Origin of the sequence: Kitasatospora albolonga, from assembly GCF_039535905.1 — a bacterium.
Taxonomy (GTDB): Bacteria; Actinomycetota; Actinomycetes; order Streptomycetales; family Streptomycetaceae; genus Kitasatospora; species Kitasatospora albolonga.
Map to the genome: position 1 here is coordinate 94,943 of NZ_BAAAYB010000089.1, position 16,183 is coordinate 111,125.

Sequence of the window (16,183 nt, forward strand, 5' to 3'; positions counted from 1 at the left end):
TGATCACCGAGGTCACTCCTTCTCTCCTACGGCGGCCAGCAGGTCCGCCAGCTGACGGTTCACCAGGTCGGGCCGCTCCAGCATCACCAGGTGCCCGGCCTCCGGCACCAGGACCAGCTCGCAGCCGGGCAGTTCGGCCGCGATGGCCTCGCTGTACTCGGGCGGGGTGAGCAGGTCCTTCGTCCCGGCCAGCACCAGGACGGGCAGTGCGGCCATCGCCCGCAGCGCGGCCACCTTGTCCATGCCGCTGAAGGCCGGGTAGAACTCGGCGACCACGTCGAAGTGGGTGGCCTCCAGCAGCTGTTCGGCGAACCGGACCACGCCCGGGTCCACGTCCTTGGTGCCGAAGGAGTACCGCCGGTAGAACACCGCGGTCAGGTCCGAGCCGGCCCGCCGGGTGGCCTCCACCAGCGCGGCCTGACGGCCCAGCAGCTTCACCACGCCGGGCGCCATCCGCTTGACCAGCTTGGAGCCGAAGGCGGGCAGTCCGAGGGTCACCTCGTCCCAGCCGCTGGCGAGCGTGCCGACCAGGGCGACGCCCACCACCCGGGGGCCGAACAGTTCCGGGTGCCGGTCGGCCAGCGCCATCACCGTCATGCCGCCCATCGAGTGCCCGACCAGCACCACCGGGCCCTCGGGCACGACGGCGTCCAGCACCGCCTTCAGGTCCTCGCCCAGCTGGTCGATGCTCGCGGGCTCGCCGGCCAGGTAGGTGCGGGAGCGCTCGGAGCGGCCGTGGCTGCGCTGGTCCCAGAGGACCAGCCGGGCCGAGTCGCGCAGCGCGGCCCGCTGGAAGTGCCAGCTGTCCTGGCTCAGGCAGTAGCCGTGGCTGAACACCACGGTCAGCGGGGCGCTCTCGTCGCCGTCCACCTCGACGTGCAGGACGGTGCCGTCGGACGCCGTCACCGGCACCGACCGCCCGCGCAGCGAGCCGTACGGGGCGGCGGCGTCCAGCTCCTCGCGGGCCCGGCGCCGGGTGGCCCGGCCGACGGTGAGCCGCTCGACCGCGACGCCGGCGGCCGCACCGGCGGCCAGCAGGCCGACCGAGATGCCGATCAGTCCCGCCGTCCGGCCGACCCCCTTGGCCTCGGTCACTCCGACGCCCCCAGGTAGCGGCGCGGGACCCGGGCCCCGATCCGGGTGATGATCTCGTACGAGAGGGTGCCGCAGGCCCGGCCCCAGTCCTCGGCGGTCGGCTCGCCGTGCTCGCCGTTGCCGAACAGCAGCACCTCGTCGCCGACCCGGGCGTGGTCGCCGCCGAGGTCGATCACGAACTGGTCCATCGCCACCCGGCCGGCCACCGTGTACCACTTGCCGCCGACCTGCACCGGGCCGGTGCCGCTGGCGTGCCGGGGGATGCCGTCCGCGTAGCCGACCGGCACCAGGCCCAGGGTGGACGGGCCCGGAGTGGTGTAGTGGTGGCCGTAGCTGACGCCGTGTCCGCCCGGCACGTCCTTCACCAGGGCGAGGCGTGCGGTCAGCGCCATCACCGGCCGCAGCCCGAAGTCCGCCGGGGCGCCGACCTCGGGCACCGGGGAGAGCCCGTACATCGCCAGGCCCGGCCGGACCAGGTCGTAGTGCGACGCGGGCAGCAGCAGGGTGGCCGGGGAGTTGGCCAGGTGCCGCACCTCCGGGCGCAGCCCGGCCCGCTCGGCGTGCGCCAGCGCCAGGGCGAAGGCGTCCTGCTGGAGCCGGATCGAGGGGTGGCCGGGCTCGTCGGCCGCCGCGAAGTGCGACCAGATCCCGACGACGTTCAGCATCCCCTCGGCCTCGGCGCGGCGGGCGGCGGCCACCAGGTCCGGCCAGTCGTGCGGCTGGCAGCCGTTGCGGCCCAGGCCCGTGTCGGCCTTCAGGTGCACCCGGGCCTGGACGCCGGTCTCGCGGACGGCGGCCAGCAGCTCGTCCAGCGCCCACTGGCCGCTCACCGAGATGTCGATGTCGGCCCGGAGCGCCTCGGCCCACGGGCCGCCCGGGATCCACAGCCAGCACAGGATGCGGGCCTCGGCCGCCGAGATCCCGGCCGCGCGCAGCGCCAGCGCCTCCTCCGGAGTGGCGGTGCCCAGCCAGCGGGTGCCGGCCGCGACTGCCTCGCGGGCGCAGTGCACCGCACCGTGGCCATAGGCGTCCGCCTTGACCACGGCCATCAGCTCGGGGCCGTTGGTGCGGGCGCGCAGGGCGTCGAGGTTCCCGCGCAGGGCGGCCAGGTCGATGGTCGCCTCGGCGCGGACCCCGTCGGTGAGCAGGGCCGTCCCGGTCGTGTTCGCAGTCGTCATCGCGTACCAGTCTCCCATCCCGCCCCGGCGCCCCCGCGCATACGCCTCTGCGACGCGGCGGGTGGAACGTTCGGTTCCGCGTGCAACTGGCTCATGTGCCCCGATCTAAAGGTCTGTACCTCCGAATCGCGCCCCGCGGCGGAGCCGCACATCAGCAGAGCCTCGCGCCCCCCGGGGCATGACCTAGGCCCCCGAAGCCAGATGCGCGGCGATCTCGGTGGCCGTGATCGGAGTCCCCTGCGCGGCGGCCCTCCTTCCGGCCAGTCCGTGCCGGTACGCCGCGACCGAGGCCGCGTCGAAGGGGCTCAGGCCGGCCGCCAGCAGGGAGCCGAGCAGGCCGGCCAGCACGTCGCCGCTGCCCGCCGTGGCGAGCCAGGAGGTGCCGGTGGGGTTGACCCGGGCTCGGCCGTCCGGGGTGGCGACCACCGTCGTCGAGCCCTTCAGCAGGACCACCGCGCCGTACCGCTCCGCCAGCCGCCGGGCGGTGCGCAGCCGGGTGGCCGCCAGGTCCGCGGCGGCGGGCGGCTCCCCATCCTCCGTCAGCAGCCGGGCCGCCTCCCCGGTGTGCGGGGTGAGCACCAGCGGCGGGCCGTCCTGCGGGCCGCGCCGGGCCAGCTCGGTGAGGCCGTCCGCGTCGACCACCACCGGCACGGTGCCCGCCAGGGCCTGGTCCAGTCGCTCCCCCGCTCCCGCGCCGCCGCCGGGCCCGACCACCCAGGCCTGCACCCGCCCGGCCGCGGCCAGCGTCCCCTCGGACACCAGCACCTCCGGGAAGCGCCGCACCACCTCGGCCGCCGCCGAGCCGGCGTACCGCACCGCACCGGCCCCGCCGCGCAGCGCACCGGCCACCGCCAGCACCGCGGCCCCGGGGTACTGCTCCGAACCGGCGGCCACCCCGACCACGCCCCGCCGGTACTTGTCGCTCTCCGCCCCGGGCACCGGCACCAGCGCCGCCACGTCCGCCTCCTGAAGCGCCGTCACCCGCGCCTGCGGCAGGTCCAGGCCGATCTCCACCAGGTGCACCACCCCGGCGTACGAGGCGCCCGGGTCGATCAGCAGGCCCGGCTTGTACGTGCCGAAGCAGACCGTCACGTCCGCCCGCAGCGCCGCGCCCGCCACCTCCCCGGTGTCCGCATCCACCCCGCTCGGCACGTCCACCGCGACCAGCGTGCCGCGCCGCTCGGCACCGGCCAGCCAGGCCGTCCCCGGGCGCAGCCCGCCGCGTCCGCCGATGCCGACGATCCCGTCCAGCACCAGGTCCGCGGTGGCGTACTCCCCCTGATCCGCCGTCACCCGGCCGCCGGCCGACCGCAGCGCGGCCAGCCCGCCCGCGTGCACCCGCTCGGGGCTCAGCAACAGTGCCCGCACCGAGGCGCCGCGCCGGGCCAGCAGCGCCCCCGCGTACAGCGCGTCCCCGCCGTTGTCCCCGCTGCCCGCGAGCACCAGCACCCGCGCCCCGTACACCCGCCCAAGCAGCCGGGCGCAGACCGCCGCCAGGCCGTACGCGGCCCGCTGCATCAGCGTCCCCTCCGGCAGACGGGCCATCAGCTCCGCCTCCGCCGCCCGGACCTGACCGACCGTGTGAGCGCTGCGCATGCGTCCTCCTGCTACCCCTCGGCGATGACCACCGCCGACGCTACGCCCGCGTCGTGGCTCAGCGACACGTGCCACGAGCGCACCCCGAGCTCCGCCGCCCGCGCCGCCACCGTCCCGCGCACCGTCAGCACCGGCCGCCCCGAGGCCTCCGTCGACACCTCGGCGTCCGTCCACCGCAGCCCGCCCGGCGCCCCCAGCGCCTTGGCCAGCGCCTCCTTCGCCGCGAACCGCGCCGCCAGCGAGGCCACCCCCCGCCGCGCCCCGCTCGGCAGCACCAGCTCCCCCTCCGTGAACAGCCGCTCCGCCATCCCGGGCGTCCGCTCCAACGCCGCCCCGAACCGCGCGATCTCCGCCACGTCGATCCCGACCCCGACGATCACCCTCTGCTCCTCTCGACCGTCCAAGGGTGTCACCCCGCCGGAGCGGGCCGACGGGGTGACACCGGGTCAGGGCTACTCGACGGTGACGGACTTGGCGAGGTTGCGGGGCTGGTCGACCTCGTGGCCCTTGGCGGTGGCCAGCTCGCAGGCGAAGACCTGGAGCGGGACGGTGGCCACCAGGGGCTGGAGCAGGACCGGGGTGGCTGGGATGCGGATCAGGTGGTCCGCGTACGGGGCCACGGCCTCGTCACCCTCCTCGGCGATCACGATGGTGCGGGCGCCGCGGGCGCGGATCTCCTGGATGTTGGAGACCACCTTGTCGTGCAGCACCGAGCGCCCGCGCGGGGACGGTGCCACCACGACCACCGGCAGGCCCTCCTCGATCAGGGCGATCGGGCCGTGCTTGAGCTCGCCGGCCGCGAAGCCCTCGGCGTGCATGTACGCCAGCTCCTTGAGCTTCAACGCGCCCTCCAGCGCCACCGGGTAGCCCACGTGCCGCCCCAGGAACAGCACCGCCCGGGCGTCCGCCAGCGAACGGGCCAGCTCGCGCACCGGCTCCATGGTCCGCAGCACCTGCTCGACCTGCTTCGGCGCGTCCCGCAGCTCCTCGATGACCGCGAGGATCTCGTCCCCCCACTTGGTGCCGCGCACCTGCCCGAGGTACAGCGCCACCAGGTAGCAGGCGACCAGCTGGGTGAGGAAGGCCTTGGTCGAGGCGACCGCCACCTCCGGCCCGGCGTGGGTGTAGAGCACCGCGTCCGATTCGCGCGGGATGGTGGAGCCGTTGGTGTTGCAGATCGCCAGCACCTTCGCGCCCTGCTCGCGCGCGTGCCGCAAGGCCATCAGGGTGTCCATCGTCTCCCCGGACTGCGAGATCGCGATCACCAGCGTCCGCTCGTCCAGGATCGGGTCCCGGTAGCGGAACTCGCTCGCGACCTCCACCTCGCACGGCACCCGCGTCCAGTGCTCGATCGCGTACTTGGCGATCGCCCCCGCGTGGTACGCCGTGCCGCAGGCGACGATCACCACCTTCTCCACCGCCCGCAAGTCCGCGTCGTCCAACCGCAGCTCATCGAGCGTCAGCTGCCCGTCGGCGCCGATCCGCCCGAGCAGGGTGTCCGCCACCGCCTTCGGCTGCTCGGCGATCTCCTTCAGCATGAAGTAGTCGTAGCCCCCCCTTCTCCGCCGCCGAGGCGTCCCAGTCCACGTGGTACTCCCGCACCACCGCCGGCCGCCCCTCGAAGTCCGTCACCGACACCCCGTCAGCCCGCAGCTCCACCACCTGGTCCTGCCCCAGCTCCACCGCCTCCCGCGTGAACGCGATGAACGCCGCCACGTCCGAGGCCAGGAAGTTCTCCCCCACACCCCTACCGACGACGAGCGGAGAGTTCCGCCGCGCCCCCACCACCACACCCGGCTGGTCCGCGTGCACCGCCACCAGCGTGAACGCACCCTCCAGACGCCGGCACACCACCCGCATCGCCTCCGCCAGATCCCCCGCGAAAACCTCCCCCAACAGATGCGCCACCACCTCGGTGTCCGTCTCCGAGCGCAGGGTGTGCCCCCGCCCCGCCAACTCCTCCCGGAGCTCGGCGAAGTTCTCGATGATCCCGTTGTGCACCACCGCCACCCGCCCGTGGTCGTCCAGGTGCGGATGCGCGTTCAGGTCCGTCGGACCGCCGTGCGTCGCCCACCGGGTGTGACCGATGCCGACCGTCCCGGCGGGGAGCGGTCGCTCGGCGAGCGCCTTCTCCAGATTGACCAGCTTTCCGGCCCGCTTCTCGGTGGCGAGGGCCCACCGTCCGTCAGGTCGCGGTGTCTGAACCGCCACACCGGCCGAGTCGTAACCGCGGTACTCCAGTCGTCGTAGGCCCTCGACGACCACGTCCATGGCTCCCTGAGAGCCTACATAAGCCACAATTCCGCACATAAGGTCAGCATATGCGTGCCCCCCGTGACCGGCCCTCCGCCGCTCGTGACCGACACCACAGCACCCGCCCGCCCCGGAACGGCCCACAATGGAGCACGTGCTGACCGAACTCTGTACGAGGGGCGCTCCCGCGACGCCCACCCCCTCCCCGTACGTGGATCTGGACCGGGCCGAGTGGAGCGCCCTGCGCGAGCGCACCCCGCTGCCGCTGACGGCCGAAGAGGTCGAGCAGCTCCGAGGCCTGGGCACCGCACTCGACCTGGACGAGGTCCGGGACGTCTACCTGCCGCTGTCCCGGTTGCTGAACCTCTACATCCACGCCACCCACGAGCTGCGCGGCGCCGTCGGTACCTTCCTGGACACCCCGGACACCGAGCGCACCCGCACCCCGTTCGTGATCGGCGTGGCCGGCTCGGTCGCGGTCGGGAAGTCCACCACCGCCCGCCTCCTCCAGGCCCTGCTGGCCCGCTGGCCCGAACACCCCCGGGTCGAGCTGGTCACCACCGACGGCTTCCTGCTCCCCAACGAGGAGCTCCGCCGCCGGGGCCTGATGGCCCGTAAGGGCTTCCCCGAGTCCTACGACCGCCGGGCGCTGATGCGCTTCGTGGCGGACGTGAAGGCCGGCAAGGACCGGGTCACCGCCCCGGTCTACTCGCACCTGGTCTACGACATCGTGCCGGACGAGCGCCTCGCCGTGGAGCGCCCCGACATCCTGATCGTCGAGGGCCTCAACGTGCTCCAGCCGGCCCTGCCCGGCACCGACGGCCGCACCCGCCTCGCGGTGGCCGACTACTTCGACTTCTCCATCTACGTGGACGCCCGCACCGACGACATCGAGCGCTGGTACCTGTCCCGCTTCAAGAAGCTCCGGGACACCGCCTTCCAGGACCCGAACTCCTACTTCCGCCGCTTCACCGAGGTCCCGGAGGAGGAGGCGATGGAGTACGGCCGCCAGGTCTGGCGCACCATCAACAAGCCCAACCTGCTGGAGAACGTCCTCCCCACCCGCGGCCGGGCCACCCTGGTCCTCCAGAAGGGCGCCGACCACAAGGTCCGCCGCGCCCTGCTCCGCAAGCTCTGAGCCGCGCAGGCCCCTGAAACGCCCTCAGGCCCCCACCACCGGTGGGGGCCTGAGCGTCGATCAGAACCGAATCAGCCGAGATACGTCCGCACGGCCTCCGCCAGCCGCTCCGCGACGGCCTTGGACTGCACCTCGTCGGCCGCCTCCACCATCACCCGCACCAGCGGCTCGGTGCCCGAGGGGCGCAGCAGCACCCGCCCGGTGGCGCCCAGCTCGGCCTCGGCGGCCGCGACGGCGGCGATCAGCTCGGCGCTGGTCGACACCCGGCTCTTGTCCACGCCCTTGACGTTGATCAGCACCTGCGGCAGCCGGGTCATCACGGCGGCCAGGTCGGCCAGCGGCTGCTTGGTGGCGGCCACCCGGGCACCGAGCATCAGGCCGGTGAGGGTGCCGTCGCCGGTGGTGGCGTGGTCCAGCAGGATCACGTGGCCGGACTGCTCGCCGCCCAGCGCGAAGCCGTGCTTCTTCATCTCCTCCAGCACGTAGCGGTCGCCGACGGCGGTCTGCACCAGCTCGACGCCCTCGCGCTCCATCGCCAGCTTGAAGCCCAGGTTGGACATCACGGTGGCCACCGCGGTGTTGCGGCGCAGGGTGCCGGCCTCCTTCATGGCCACGGCGAGGATCGCGATGATCTGGTCGCCGTCCACCTCGTTGCCGTCCGCGTCGGCGGCCAGGCAGCGGTCGGCGTCGCCGTCCAGGGCGATGCCCAGGTCGGCCCGGTGCTCCTTCATCGCCACCCGCAGCTTGTCCAGGTGGGTGGAGCCGACGCCGTCGTTGATGTTGAGCCCGTCCGGCTCGGCACCGAGCGTGTAGACCACCTCGGCACCGGCCCGGGCGAAGGCCTCGGGGGCGACCCGGGCGGCGGCGCCGTGGGCGCCGTCGATGACCACCCGCACGCCGTCCAGGCGGTTGGGCAGCACGGCGACCAGGTGGGCCACGTACCGGTCGAAGCCCTCGGTGTACTGGCGGACCCGGCCGACGGCCGCGCCGGTCGGGCGCTTCCAGTTCTCGTCCGTGCCGACCCCGTAGCGGCGGTAGTGCGCCTCGATGGCGTCCTCGATCGCGTCGTCCAGCTTGTGGCCGCCGCGGGCGAGGAACTTGATGCCGTTGTCGGGCATCGCGTTGTGGCTGGCCGACAGCATCACGCCGAAGTCGGCCCCGAGCGCACCGGTGAGGTACGCCACGGCGGGGGTCGGCAGCACGCCGACCCGCAGCACGTCCACGCCGGCGCTGGCCAGCCCGGCGATCACCGCCGCCTCCAGGAACTCCCCGGACGCCCTCGGGTCGCGGCCCACGACCGCCACCGGGCGGTGGCCGGCGAAGGCCCCCGCATCACCGAGCACGTGCGCGGCCGCCACCGAGAGGCCGAGTGCCAGTTCGGCGGTCAGGCCCTCGTTGGCCACACCGCGCACGCCGTCCGTACCGAAGAGTCGTCCCACGTTTTCCGTCCTTCGTCACCGTTGCACCGGAATTCTGACAGGCAGAATCTCTCGCGTTCACCAGCCTCCGCACAGGCGCTCGAACGCGGAAAGCACGACGCCCCGGAGCACACGGGGTGCTCCGGGGCGTACAAGCACACCCCGGGGGTGCGGACCATCGAAACGGTACGCCCCCCGGCGGGGATGCTTAGCGCTTGCTGTACTGCGGCGCCTTGCGGGCCTTCTTGAGACCGGCCTTCTTGCGCTCGACGGCGCGGGCGTCACGGGTCAGGAAGCCGGCCTTCTTGAGGGCGCCGCGGTTGTTGTCCACGTCGGCCTCGTTCAGGGCGCGGGCCACGCCGAGGCGCAGCGCGTAGGCCTGACCCGAGACACCGCCACCCGCGATGCGGGCGACGACGTCGTAACGGCCATCGAGCTCGAGGAGCTTGAAGGGCTCGTTCACGGTCTGCTGGTGCACCTTGTTGGGGAAGTAGTTCTCCAGGGTGCGACCGTTGATCTTCCACTTACCGGTGCCCGGGACGATCCGGACGCGGGCAATGGCCTCCTTGCGACGGCCGAGGCCGGCGCCGGGGATGGCCTCGCCGAAGCGGCCGGCCAGGGACTCGGAGGTGTAGGTCTCCTCCGAGGTGTAGTCGCCCTCGACGTTCTCGTCGAAGTCGACCTCAAGGGTGCTCTCGATGGCAGTCTCGGCCACGATGTTCCTCAGCTTTTCAGTGATGGGGGCTTGGTGGCCGGAATTACTGCGCGACCTGGGTGATCTCGAACGGCACCGGCTGCTGGGCAGCGTGCGGGTGCTGGTCGCCCGAGTAGACCTTCAGCTTCGAGAGCATCTGACGGCCCAGGCTGTTCTTGGGGATCATGCCCTTGATGGCCTTCTCGACGGCCTTCTCCGGGTTGTTCGCCAGGAGGTCGTCGTAGCGGACCGCGCGGAGACCGCCCGGGAAACCGCTGTGGCGGTACGCCATCTTCTGGGTCTTCTTGTTACCCGACAGGTGCACCTTGTCCGCGTTGATGATGATGACGAAGTCACCCGTGTCAACGTGCGGCGCGTAGATCGCCTTGTGCTTGCCCCGGAGGAGGTTGGCGGCCTGGGAGGCCAGGCGGCCGAGCACAACGTCTTGCGCGTCGATGACGTGCCACTGACGCTGGACGTCGCCGGGCTTGGGGCTGTACGTACGCACGGTCGTAGCCTCTGCTTTTCAGTGAGTGAGTCCTGACAGGAGCACCTGGGCGGGGGATCAGCCCGGTTCCACTTGGACGCAATTCAAGGGGAAGCCGCTGGTCATCGGCCTTGGTGTCTCCGGCGTACCGACCTCTCACGTGAGATGGAGCGAGCCAATACGCACAACAAGGGCCCAGCCTACCGGCAGGGTCCGTACGGGTCAAAAACGCTCGGCCTAGCGGTCCCGCTGCACCCGGGTCTCGTCCCAGACCGGCTCCTTGGACTCGTAGACCCGGCCGTCGGAGCCGAAGACCAGGAAGCGGTCGAAGGTCTTGGCGAACCAGCGGTCGTGGGTCACGCACAGCACCGTGCCCTCGAAGGCCTCCAGGCCCTGCTGGAGCGCCTCGGCGCTCTCCAGGTCCAGGTTGTCCGTCGGCTCGTCCAGCAGCAGCGCGGTGACGCCGTCCAGCTCCAGCTTCAGGATCATCAACCGGGCCTGCTGGCCACCGGAGAGCGACTCGAACTTCTGCTCCTCCTGGCGGTCCAGCTCGTACCGGCGCAGCGCCCCCATCGCGGCACCGCGGCTGAGCGCGTGCTCCTCCTCGATGATCGACCTGACGGTCCGTCCGAGCAGCTCCGGATGGGCGTGGGTCTGCCGGAAGTGGCCGGGCACCACCCGGGCGCCGAGCTTGAACGAGCCGGAGTGCTTCACCGTCTCGTCGCCGGCCAGCAGGCGCAGGAAGTGCGACTTGCCGGAGCCGTTGGAGCCCAGCACGCCGACCCGCTCGCCGTAGAAGACCTCCAGGTCGAAGGGCTTCATCAGGCCGGTGAGCTCCAGCTGCTCGATGGTGAGCGAACGCACACCGGTGCGGCCGCCCTTGAGCCGCATGGTGATGTTCTGCTCGCGCGGCGGCTCCTCCGGCCGGCCCGCCTCCTCGAACTTCTTCAGCCGGGTCTGCGCCGCCGCGTACCGGGTGGCCAGCGCATGGCTGACGGAGGCGGCCTGACGGAGGTTCACCACCAGCTTCTTCAGCTTGGCGTGCTCCTCGTCCCAGCGCCGGCCCAGCTCCTCGAAGCGCTCGAAGCGCTCCTTGCGGGCCTCGTGGAAGGAGTCGAAGCCCCCGCCGTGCACCCAGACCGAGCTGCCGCCGCCACCGAAGCCGGTCTCGACGCTGATGATCTTGTCGGCCGAGCGGGAGAGCAGCTCGCGGTCGTGCGAGATGAAGAGGACGGTCTTCGGGGTGGCCTTGATGGCCTCCTCCAGCCAGCGCTTGCCCGGCACGTCCAGGTAGTTGTCCGGCTCGTCCAGCAGCAGCACCTCCTCGGGGCCGCGAAGCAGCGCCTCCAGCACCAGGCGCTTCTGCTCACCGCCGGAGAGGGTGTTCAGCCCGCGGAACTGCGCCCGGTCGAAGGGCATGCCCAGCGCGGCGGTGGTACAGACGTCCCAGACCGTCTCGTAGTCGTACCCGTCGGCGTCGGCCCAGTCCGAGAGCGCCTGCGCGTACGCCATCTGCGACTTCTCGTCGTCCTGCGCCATCATCGCCAGCTCGGCGGCGTCCACCGCCTTGGCCGCGACGGCGATCCGCGGCGGCGCCACCGACACCAGCAGGTCCCGCACCGAGGCGTCGGCGGGCAGCGCCCCCGGCGTCTCCCGCTGGTCCTCCCGCCCGGTGGTCCCGACGAACTGGCGCATCACGCCCAGCCCGCCGCTCACCGTCACCGAGCCGCCGTGCGGCTGGGTGTCCCCCGCGATCATGCGCAGCAGCGTGGTCTTCCCGGCCCCGTTGGCGCCCACCAGCGCCACCGCGGAGCCCTCGCCGACCCGGAAGGACGCGTCGTCGAACAGCACCCGCCCGTCCGGCAGGTAGTACTCCAGGTGCGAAATCTCGACGTGTCCCATGGCAGGGATTGTGCCGCCTTCGGCCCATACGGCCCAAACGGATTTGGCCACCCCCGGCAGGGCAGCGCCCCAGGGGCGCGAGGAACTGCGCGAGTACGGAAGGCGGCCCAGCGCGAGATCGGGGCACGTCAGCCAGTTGCACGTGCTGCCGTTCCCCTGCGCGCAGTTCCCCGCGCCCCCGGCATCACGTTCCCGGAAGCGTCCGCATCCGCCGCGCGAGGCGGTTCCGCTCCGCGAGCTGGTCGTCGGCCGGGTAGCCGACCTCCTCCAGCGTCAGCCCGTACGGCCGGACCACGTTCACGGCCGAGTTCCTGACCCGTCCGGCCAGCACCTGCCCCGGGAAGTCCACCGGCCGGTGCCCGTCGCCGACCAGCAGCATCGCCCCGACCAACGACCGCACCATGTTGTGGCAGAAGGCGTCCGCCCGCACCGTCGCCACCGCCAGCGACCCCTCCTGCGAGGCGTAGGAGTCCACCGGCACCCGGTCCCACCGCAGCTCCAGCAGCGTCCGGATGGTCGTCGCACCCTCCCGCTTCTTGCAGTAGGCCGCGAAGTCGTGCTCCCCCAGCAGCAGCCGCGCCGCCTCGTTCATCTTCTCCACGTCCAGCGGCCGGTCGTGCCACAGCACGTGCCCCCGCAGCAGCGGGTCCACCCCGCCCGGGTGGTCGGCGACCCGGTACGCGTACCGCCGCCAGACGGCCGCGAACCGCGCGTCGAAGCCCGACGGCGCCTCCGACACCCGGTAGATCCGCACGTCGCCCGGCAGCCGCCCGGCGAGCCGCCGCAGCAGCTTCTCGCCGTGCTCGGCCCACAGCTCCGCCGGCAGGTCCACGTGCGCGACCTGGCCCCGGGCGTGCACCCCGGCGTCGGTCCGGCCGGCCACCGTGAGCGGGAAGAGGTCCTGACTGCGCGTCACGATCTGCAGCGCGCTCTCGATCTCCTCCTGCACGGTGCGCCGGCCCCGTTGCCGCGCCCAGCCGGAGAACTCGGCGCCCTGGTAGGCCAGGTCGAGCCGGATCCGCACGTACCCGTCCGCCGGGCCGTCCTTGACCGGGGGCTGCTCGGCGCAGTCGTTCACCACGTAAGTACTCCTAGAAAGGGAACGGGCCCGCCCCCCGGTGAAGGGAGCGGGCCCGGACGTCACCTGAGAAGGTGTCAGGCCTTGTCGGCCTCGACCTCGGTGGCCTCGGTCTCCTCGACCGCGGTCTCCTCGGCCTTGGCGTCGGCCTCCTTGACGGCACGCTTGGTGGCCGCCTCGGCCTCGCCGACGGCGGTCTGCGCGACGGTGAGGGCCTCGACCAGCTCGATCACGGCCATCGGCGCGTTGTCACCACGACGACCACCGATCTTGGTGATGCGGGTGTAACCACCGGGGCGGTTCTCGTAGCGGGGGGCGATCTCGGTGAAGAGGGTGTGCAGCACCGACACGTCGGTGATCGTCTTGCGGACGATGCGACGGTTGTGGATGTCGCCCTTCTTCGCCTTGGTGATCAGCTTCTCGGCCAGCGGGCGCATCCGACGGGCCTTGGCCTCGGTCGTGGTGATGCGGCCGTACTGGAACAGCTCCCGGCACAGACCGGCGAGCAGCAGCGGCTCGTGGTGCGGGCCGCCGCCGAGGCGGGCACCCTTCGTGGGACGCGGCATGCGTAACTCCTTGAATCACCGTCACCGGCCGTATCAGGTACCGGAACGGGCGTACGGGCACTGTGCCCGTACGGCTTTCATGAAGCGGAGCGGCCCGGTTGGGGGCCGCCCCGCCACAAATCTCTTAGTACTGCTCGGTCTCCGCGTAACCCGCGTCGTCCAGGTCGTCGGCGCCGAAGGCGTCGGCGGCGGCGGTCGGGTCGAACCCGGGCGGGCTGTCCTTGAGCGCCAGGCCCATGCCGGCCAGCTTCGCCTTGACCTCGTCGATCGACTTCGCACCGAAGTTGCGGATGTCGAGCAGGTCGGCCTCGGAGCGGGCGACGAGCTCACCCACGGTGTGGATGCCCTCGCGCTTGAGGCAGTTGTACGACCGAACGGTGAGCTCGAGCTCCTCGATCGGCAGCGCCAGGTCGGCGGCCAGGGCGGCGTCCGTCGGGGACGGGCCCATGTCGATGCCCTCGGCGTCGATGTTCAGCTCGCGGGCGAGACCGAACAGCTCCACCAGGGTCTTGCCGGCCGAGGCCATGGCGTCACGGGGGCGCATGGCGGGCTTGGTCTCGACGTCGACGATGAGCTTGTCGAAGTCGGTCCGCTGCTCGACACGGGTGGCCTCGACCTTGTAGGTGACCTTCAGCACGGGGCTGTAGATCGAGTCGACCGGGATGCGGCCGATCTCCTGGCCGGAAGCCTTGTTCTGCACGGCGGAGACGTAGCCGCGACCGCGCTCGACGGTCAGCTCCATCTCCAGCTTGCCCTTGCCGTTCAGGGTGGCGAGGACCAGCTCGGGGTTGTGCACCTCGACACCGGCCGGCGGCGCGATGTCGGCGGCGGTGACCACACCCGGACCCTGCTTGCGCAGGTACATCACGACCGGCTCGTCGTGCTCCGAGGAGACGACCAGCTGCTTGATGTTCAGGATGAGGTCGGTGACGTCCTCCTTGACGCCCGGCACGGTGGTGAACTCGTGCAGGACACCGTCGACCCGGATGCTGGTGACAGCGGCGCCGGGGATCGAGGAGAGGAGCGTGCGGCGGAGAGAGTTGCCGAGGGTGTAGCCGAAGCCCGGCTCCAGCGGCTCGATCACGAACCGCGAGCGGAACTCGTCGACGACCTCTTCGGTCAGCGAGGGACGCTGAGCGATCAGCATGTTTTCAGATCCTCCAGTTGGACTCGGCACCCACTATTTGATGCCGAACAGAACCAGCGTACGGGGTCCGGCCTCAGACCGGACCCCGTACGAGGTTTAAAACACCCAGACTGCCCGAAGGCGCTGCGTCAGACGCGGCGGCGCTTCGGCGGACGGCAGCCGTTGTGCGGGGTGGGGGTGACGTCCTGGATCGAGCCGACCTCGATGCCGGCGGCGGACAGCGAACGGATCGCGGTCTCACGGCCGGAACCCGGGCCCTTGACGAAGACGTCGACCTTGCGCATGCCGTGCTCCATCGCGCGACGGGCAGCGGCCTCGGCGGCCATCTGCGCGGCGAACGGGGTGGACTTGCGCGAGCCCTTGAAGCCGACGTGGCCGGCGGAGGCCCAGGAGATCACGTTGCCCTGCGGGTCGGTGATCGAAACGATGGTGTTGTTGAACGTGCTCTTGATGTGCGCGTGGCCGTGAGCGACGTTCTTCTTTTCCTTGCGGCGGATCTTCTTCGCGCCGGCAGCCTGACGACCCTTGGGGGGCATAAGTCTGTTCTCCTACTGAGGTGGTCGGTCCGCTAACCCGCGGGCCGGAGGGATGTCCGGTTAACGGGCGGACTACTTCTTGCCCGGCTTCTTCTTGCCGGCAATCGCGCGACGCGGGCCCTTGCGGGTACGCGCGTTGGTGTGGGTGCGCTGACCGCGGACCGGGAGGCCACGGCGGTGACGCAGACCCTCGTAGCAGCCGATCTCGACCTTGCGGCGGATGTCGGCGGCAACGGCGCGGCGGAGGTCACCCTCGACCTCGAAGTTCGCGTCGATGTACTGGCTCAGCTTGACCAGGTCGTCCTCGGTGATGTCGCGAACGCGGACATCCGGGTTGACGCCGGTCTCGGCGAGCGCGAGCTGCGCGCGGGTGCGGCCGATGCCGTAGACGTAGGTCAGAGCGATCTCGATCCGCTTCTCACGCGGGAGATCAACGCCTGCGAGGCGTGCCATTCAAGGCTCCTGTGGTTCTTTCAGAGGTCTGACGCGCTACCTACTCCGACACCTCTCGGTGTGGGAGCCCCGGCCTCTGAGCCGAGGGTGGCAGTCCGTCCCCGGAGGGGACGGATCGGGTAGCCCGCGTATGACGTTTTTTCGCGTCGCGCGAAGTACTACGAGAAATGCGGGGTGAGGCTGGTCAGCCCTGGCGCTGCTTGTGGCGCAGGTTGTCGCAGATCACCATGACCCGGCCGTGACGGCGGATCACCTTGCACTTGTCGCAGATCTTCTTGACGCTCGGCTTGACCTTCATGGTTCAGGTTCTCCGGGTCTAGATCTGACAGATGCTTGTTACTTGTACCGGTAGACGATCCGGCCTCGAGTCAGGTCATAAGGGCTGAGCTCCACGACGACCCGGTCGTCCGGGAGGATGCGGATGTAGTGCATCCGCATCTTGCCGCTGATGTGCGCGAGGACCTTGTGACCGTTCTGCAGCTCCACCTTGAACATGGCGTTCGGCAGGGACTCGATCACGGTGCCCTCGATCTCAATGGCGCCTTGCTTCTTTGCCATGAACTACGAGATCCACCTTCCGGGGAACGGCTACCGTATGCGGCACGCTCGTGCGAACCTGGGTTCACCCCCGCCCGAGTGGGT

At 71.5% G+C, this 16,183-nt stretch carries 16 protein-coding genes and 1 pseudogene; 1 reads left to right on the plus strand and 16 read right to left on the minus strand.

The annotated features are described in order from the left end of the window. Nucleotides 1–12: 12 nt before the first annotated feature. The 5 genes and pseudogenes from ABD946_RS22090 to glmS all read right to left on the minus strand — a co-directional run bounded on the left by ABD946_RS22090 (nucleotide 13) and on the right by glmS (nucleotide 6,179). The gene (locus ABD946_RS22090) at nucleotides 13–1,095 is read right to left on the minus strand and encodes an alpha/beta fold hydrolase (protein WP_345286180.1); all 1,083 of its coding nucleotides are present in this window, start codon (nucleotides 1,093–1,095) and stop codon (nucleotides 13–15) included. Beyond that, nucleotides 1,092–2,273: an alanine racemase gene (gene alr, locus ABD946_RS22095; RefSeq protein WP_345286182.1), complete on the minus strand. Its 1,182-nt coding sequence runs from the start codon at nucleotides 2,271–2,273 to the stop codon at nucleotides 1,092–1,094. The genes ABD946_RS22090 and alr overlap by 4 nt, the downstream gene beginning before the upstream one ends. 183 nt (nucleotides 2,274–2,456) lie before the next feature. Further along, a complete protein-coding gene (locus ABD946_RS22100; RefSeq protein WP_345286183.1) occupies nucleotides 2,457–3,869 on the minus strand; it encodes an NAD(P)H-hydrate dehydratase in 1,413 nt (470 codons plus the stop codon). 11 nt (nucleotides 3,870–3,880) lie between these two features. Continuing rightward, nucleotides 3,881–4,249: a holo-ACP synthase gene (locus ABD946_RS22105; RefSeq protein ID WP_345286185.1), complete on the minus strand. Its 369-nt coding sequence runs from the start codon at nucleotides 4,247–4,249 to the stop codon at nucleotides 3,881–3,883. A 72-nt stretch (nucleotides 4,250–4,321) separates the two neighbouring features. Beyond that, nucleotides 4,322–6,179 (minus strand): annotated as a pseudogene (gene glmS / locus ABD946_RS22110) (glutamine--fructose-6-phosphate transaminase (isomerizing)). An 88-nt stretch (nucleotides 6,180–6,267) separates the two neighbouring features. On the opposite strand from glmS, the gene coaA reads away from it, so the two are divergent. Then, entirely contained in the window at nucleotides 6,268–7,260 is a 993-nt protein-coding gene (gene coaA / locus ABD946_RS22115) for a type I pantothenate kinase (RefSeq protein ID WP_345286187.1), read from the plus strand. Between the two features lie 71 nt (nucleotides 7,261–7,331). Here coaA and glmM read toward each other — a convergent pair whose 3' ends face one another. The 11 genes from glmM to infA form a co-directional block, all read right to left on the minus strand. Beyond that, entirely contained in the window at nucleotides 7,332–8,699 is a 1,368-nt protein-coding gene (gene glmM / locus ABD946_RS22120; protein WP_345286188.1) for a phosphoglucosamine mutase, read from the minus strand. A 187-nt stretch (nucleotides 8,700–8,886) separates the two neighbouring features. Then, the gene (rpsI, locus tag ABD946_RS22125) at nucleotides 8,887–9,393 is read right to left on the minus strand and encodes a 30S ribosomal protein S9 (RefSeq protein WP_345286189.1); all 507 of its coding nucleotides are present in this window, start codon (nucleotides 9,391–9,393) and stop codon (nucleotides 8,887–8,889) included. A 43-nt stretch (nucleotides 9,394–9,436) separates the two neighbouring features. Next, nucleotides 9,437–9,880, minus strand: coding sequence for a 50S ribosomal protein L13 (gene rplM, locus ABD946_RS22130; RefSeq protein ID WP_345286191.1), 444 nt, complete (start codon nucleotides 9,878–9,880; stop codon nucleotides 9,437–9,439). Between the two features lie 216 nt (nucleotides 9,881–10,096). Beyond that, nucleotides 10,097–11,761, minus strand: coding sequence for an ABC-F family ATP-binding cassette domain-containing protein (locus tag ABD946_RS22135; RefSeq protein WP_345286193.1), 1,665 nt, complete (start codon nucleotides 11,759–11,761; stop codon nucleotides 10,097–10,099). Nucleotides 11,762–11,945: 184 nt separating this feature from the next. Continuing rightward, nucleotides 11,946–12,842 (minus strand): tRNA pseudouridine(38-40) synthase TruA, encoded by an 897-nt coding sequence (truA, locus tag ABD946_RS22140; RefSeq protein ID WP_345286195.1) that lies wholly within the window; start codon nucleotides 12,840–12,842, stop codon nucleotides 11,946–11,948. Between the two features lie 74 nt (nucleotides 12,843–12,916). Next, on the minus strand, nucleotides 12,917–13,405 hold the full coding sequence (gene rplQ / locus ABD946_RS22145; protein WP_345286197.1) for a 50S ribosomal protein L17: 489 nt from the start codon (nucleotides 13,403–13,405) through the stop codon (nucleotides 12,917–12,919). A gap of 124 nt (nucleotides 13,406–13,529) precedes the next feature. Next, nucleotides 13,530–14,552 carry a DNA-directed RNA polymerase subunit alpha gene (locus tag ABD946_RS22150; RefSeq protein WP_030232516.1) on the minus strand — a complete coding sequence of 341 codons (1,023 nt, stop codon included), beginning with the start codon at nucleotides 14,550–14,552 and terminating at the stop codon, nucleotides 13,530–13,532. A 128-nt stretch (nucleotides 14,553–14,680) separates the two neighbouring features. Then, nucleotides 14,681–15,088: a 30S ribosomal protein S11 gene (gene rpsK, locus ABD946_RS22155; protein ID WP_345286200.1), complete on the minus strand. Its 408-nt coding sequence runs from the start codon at nucleotides 15,086–15,088 to the stop codon at nucleotides 14,681–14,683. A 72-nt stretch (nucleotides 15,089–15,160) separates the two neighbouring features. After that, nucleotides 15,161–15,541 (minus strand): 30S ribosomal protein S13, encoded by a 381-nt coding sequence (rpsM, locus tag ABD946_RS22160; protein ID WP_345286202.1) that lies wholly within the window; start codon nucleotides 15,539–15,541, stop codon nucleotides 15,161–15,163. 184 nt (nucleotides 15,542–15,725) lie between these two features. Then, nucleotides 15,726–15,839: a 50S ribosomal protein L36 gene (rpmJ, locus tag ABD946_RS22165; protein ID WP_003956441.1), complete on the minus strand. Its 114-nt coding sequence runs from the start codon at nucleotides 15,837–15,839 to the stop codon at nucleotides 15,726–15,728. 38 nt (nucleotides 15,840–15,877) lie between these two features. Further along, entirely contained in the window at nucleotides 15,878–16,099 is a 222-nt protein-coding gene (infA, locus tag ABD946_RS22170) for a translation initiation factor IF-1 (protein ID WP_003956442.1), read from the minus strand. Nucleotides 16,100–16,183 lie beyond the last annotated feature (84 nt).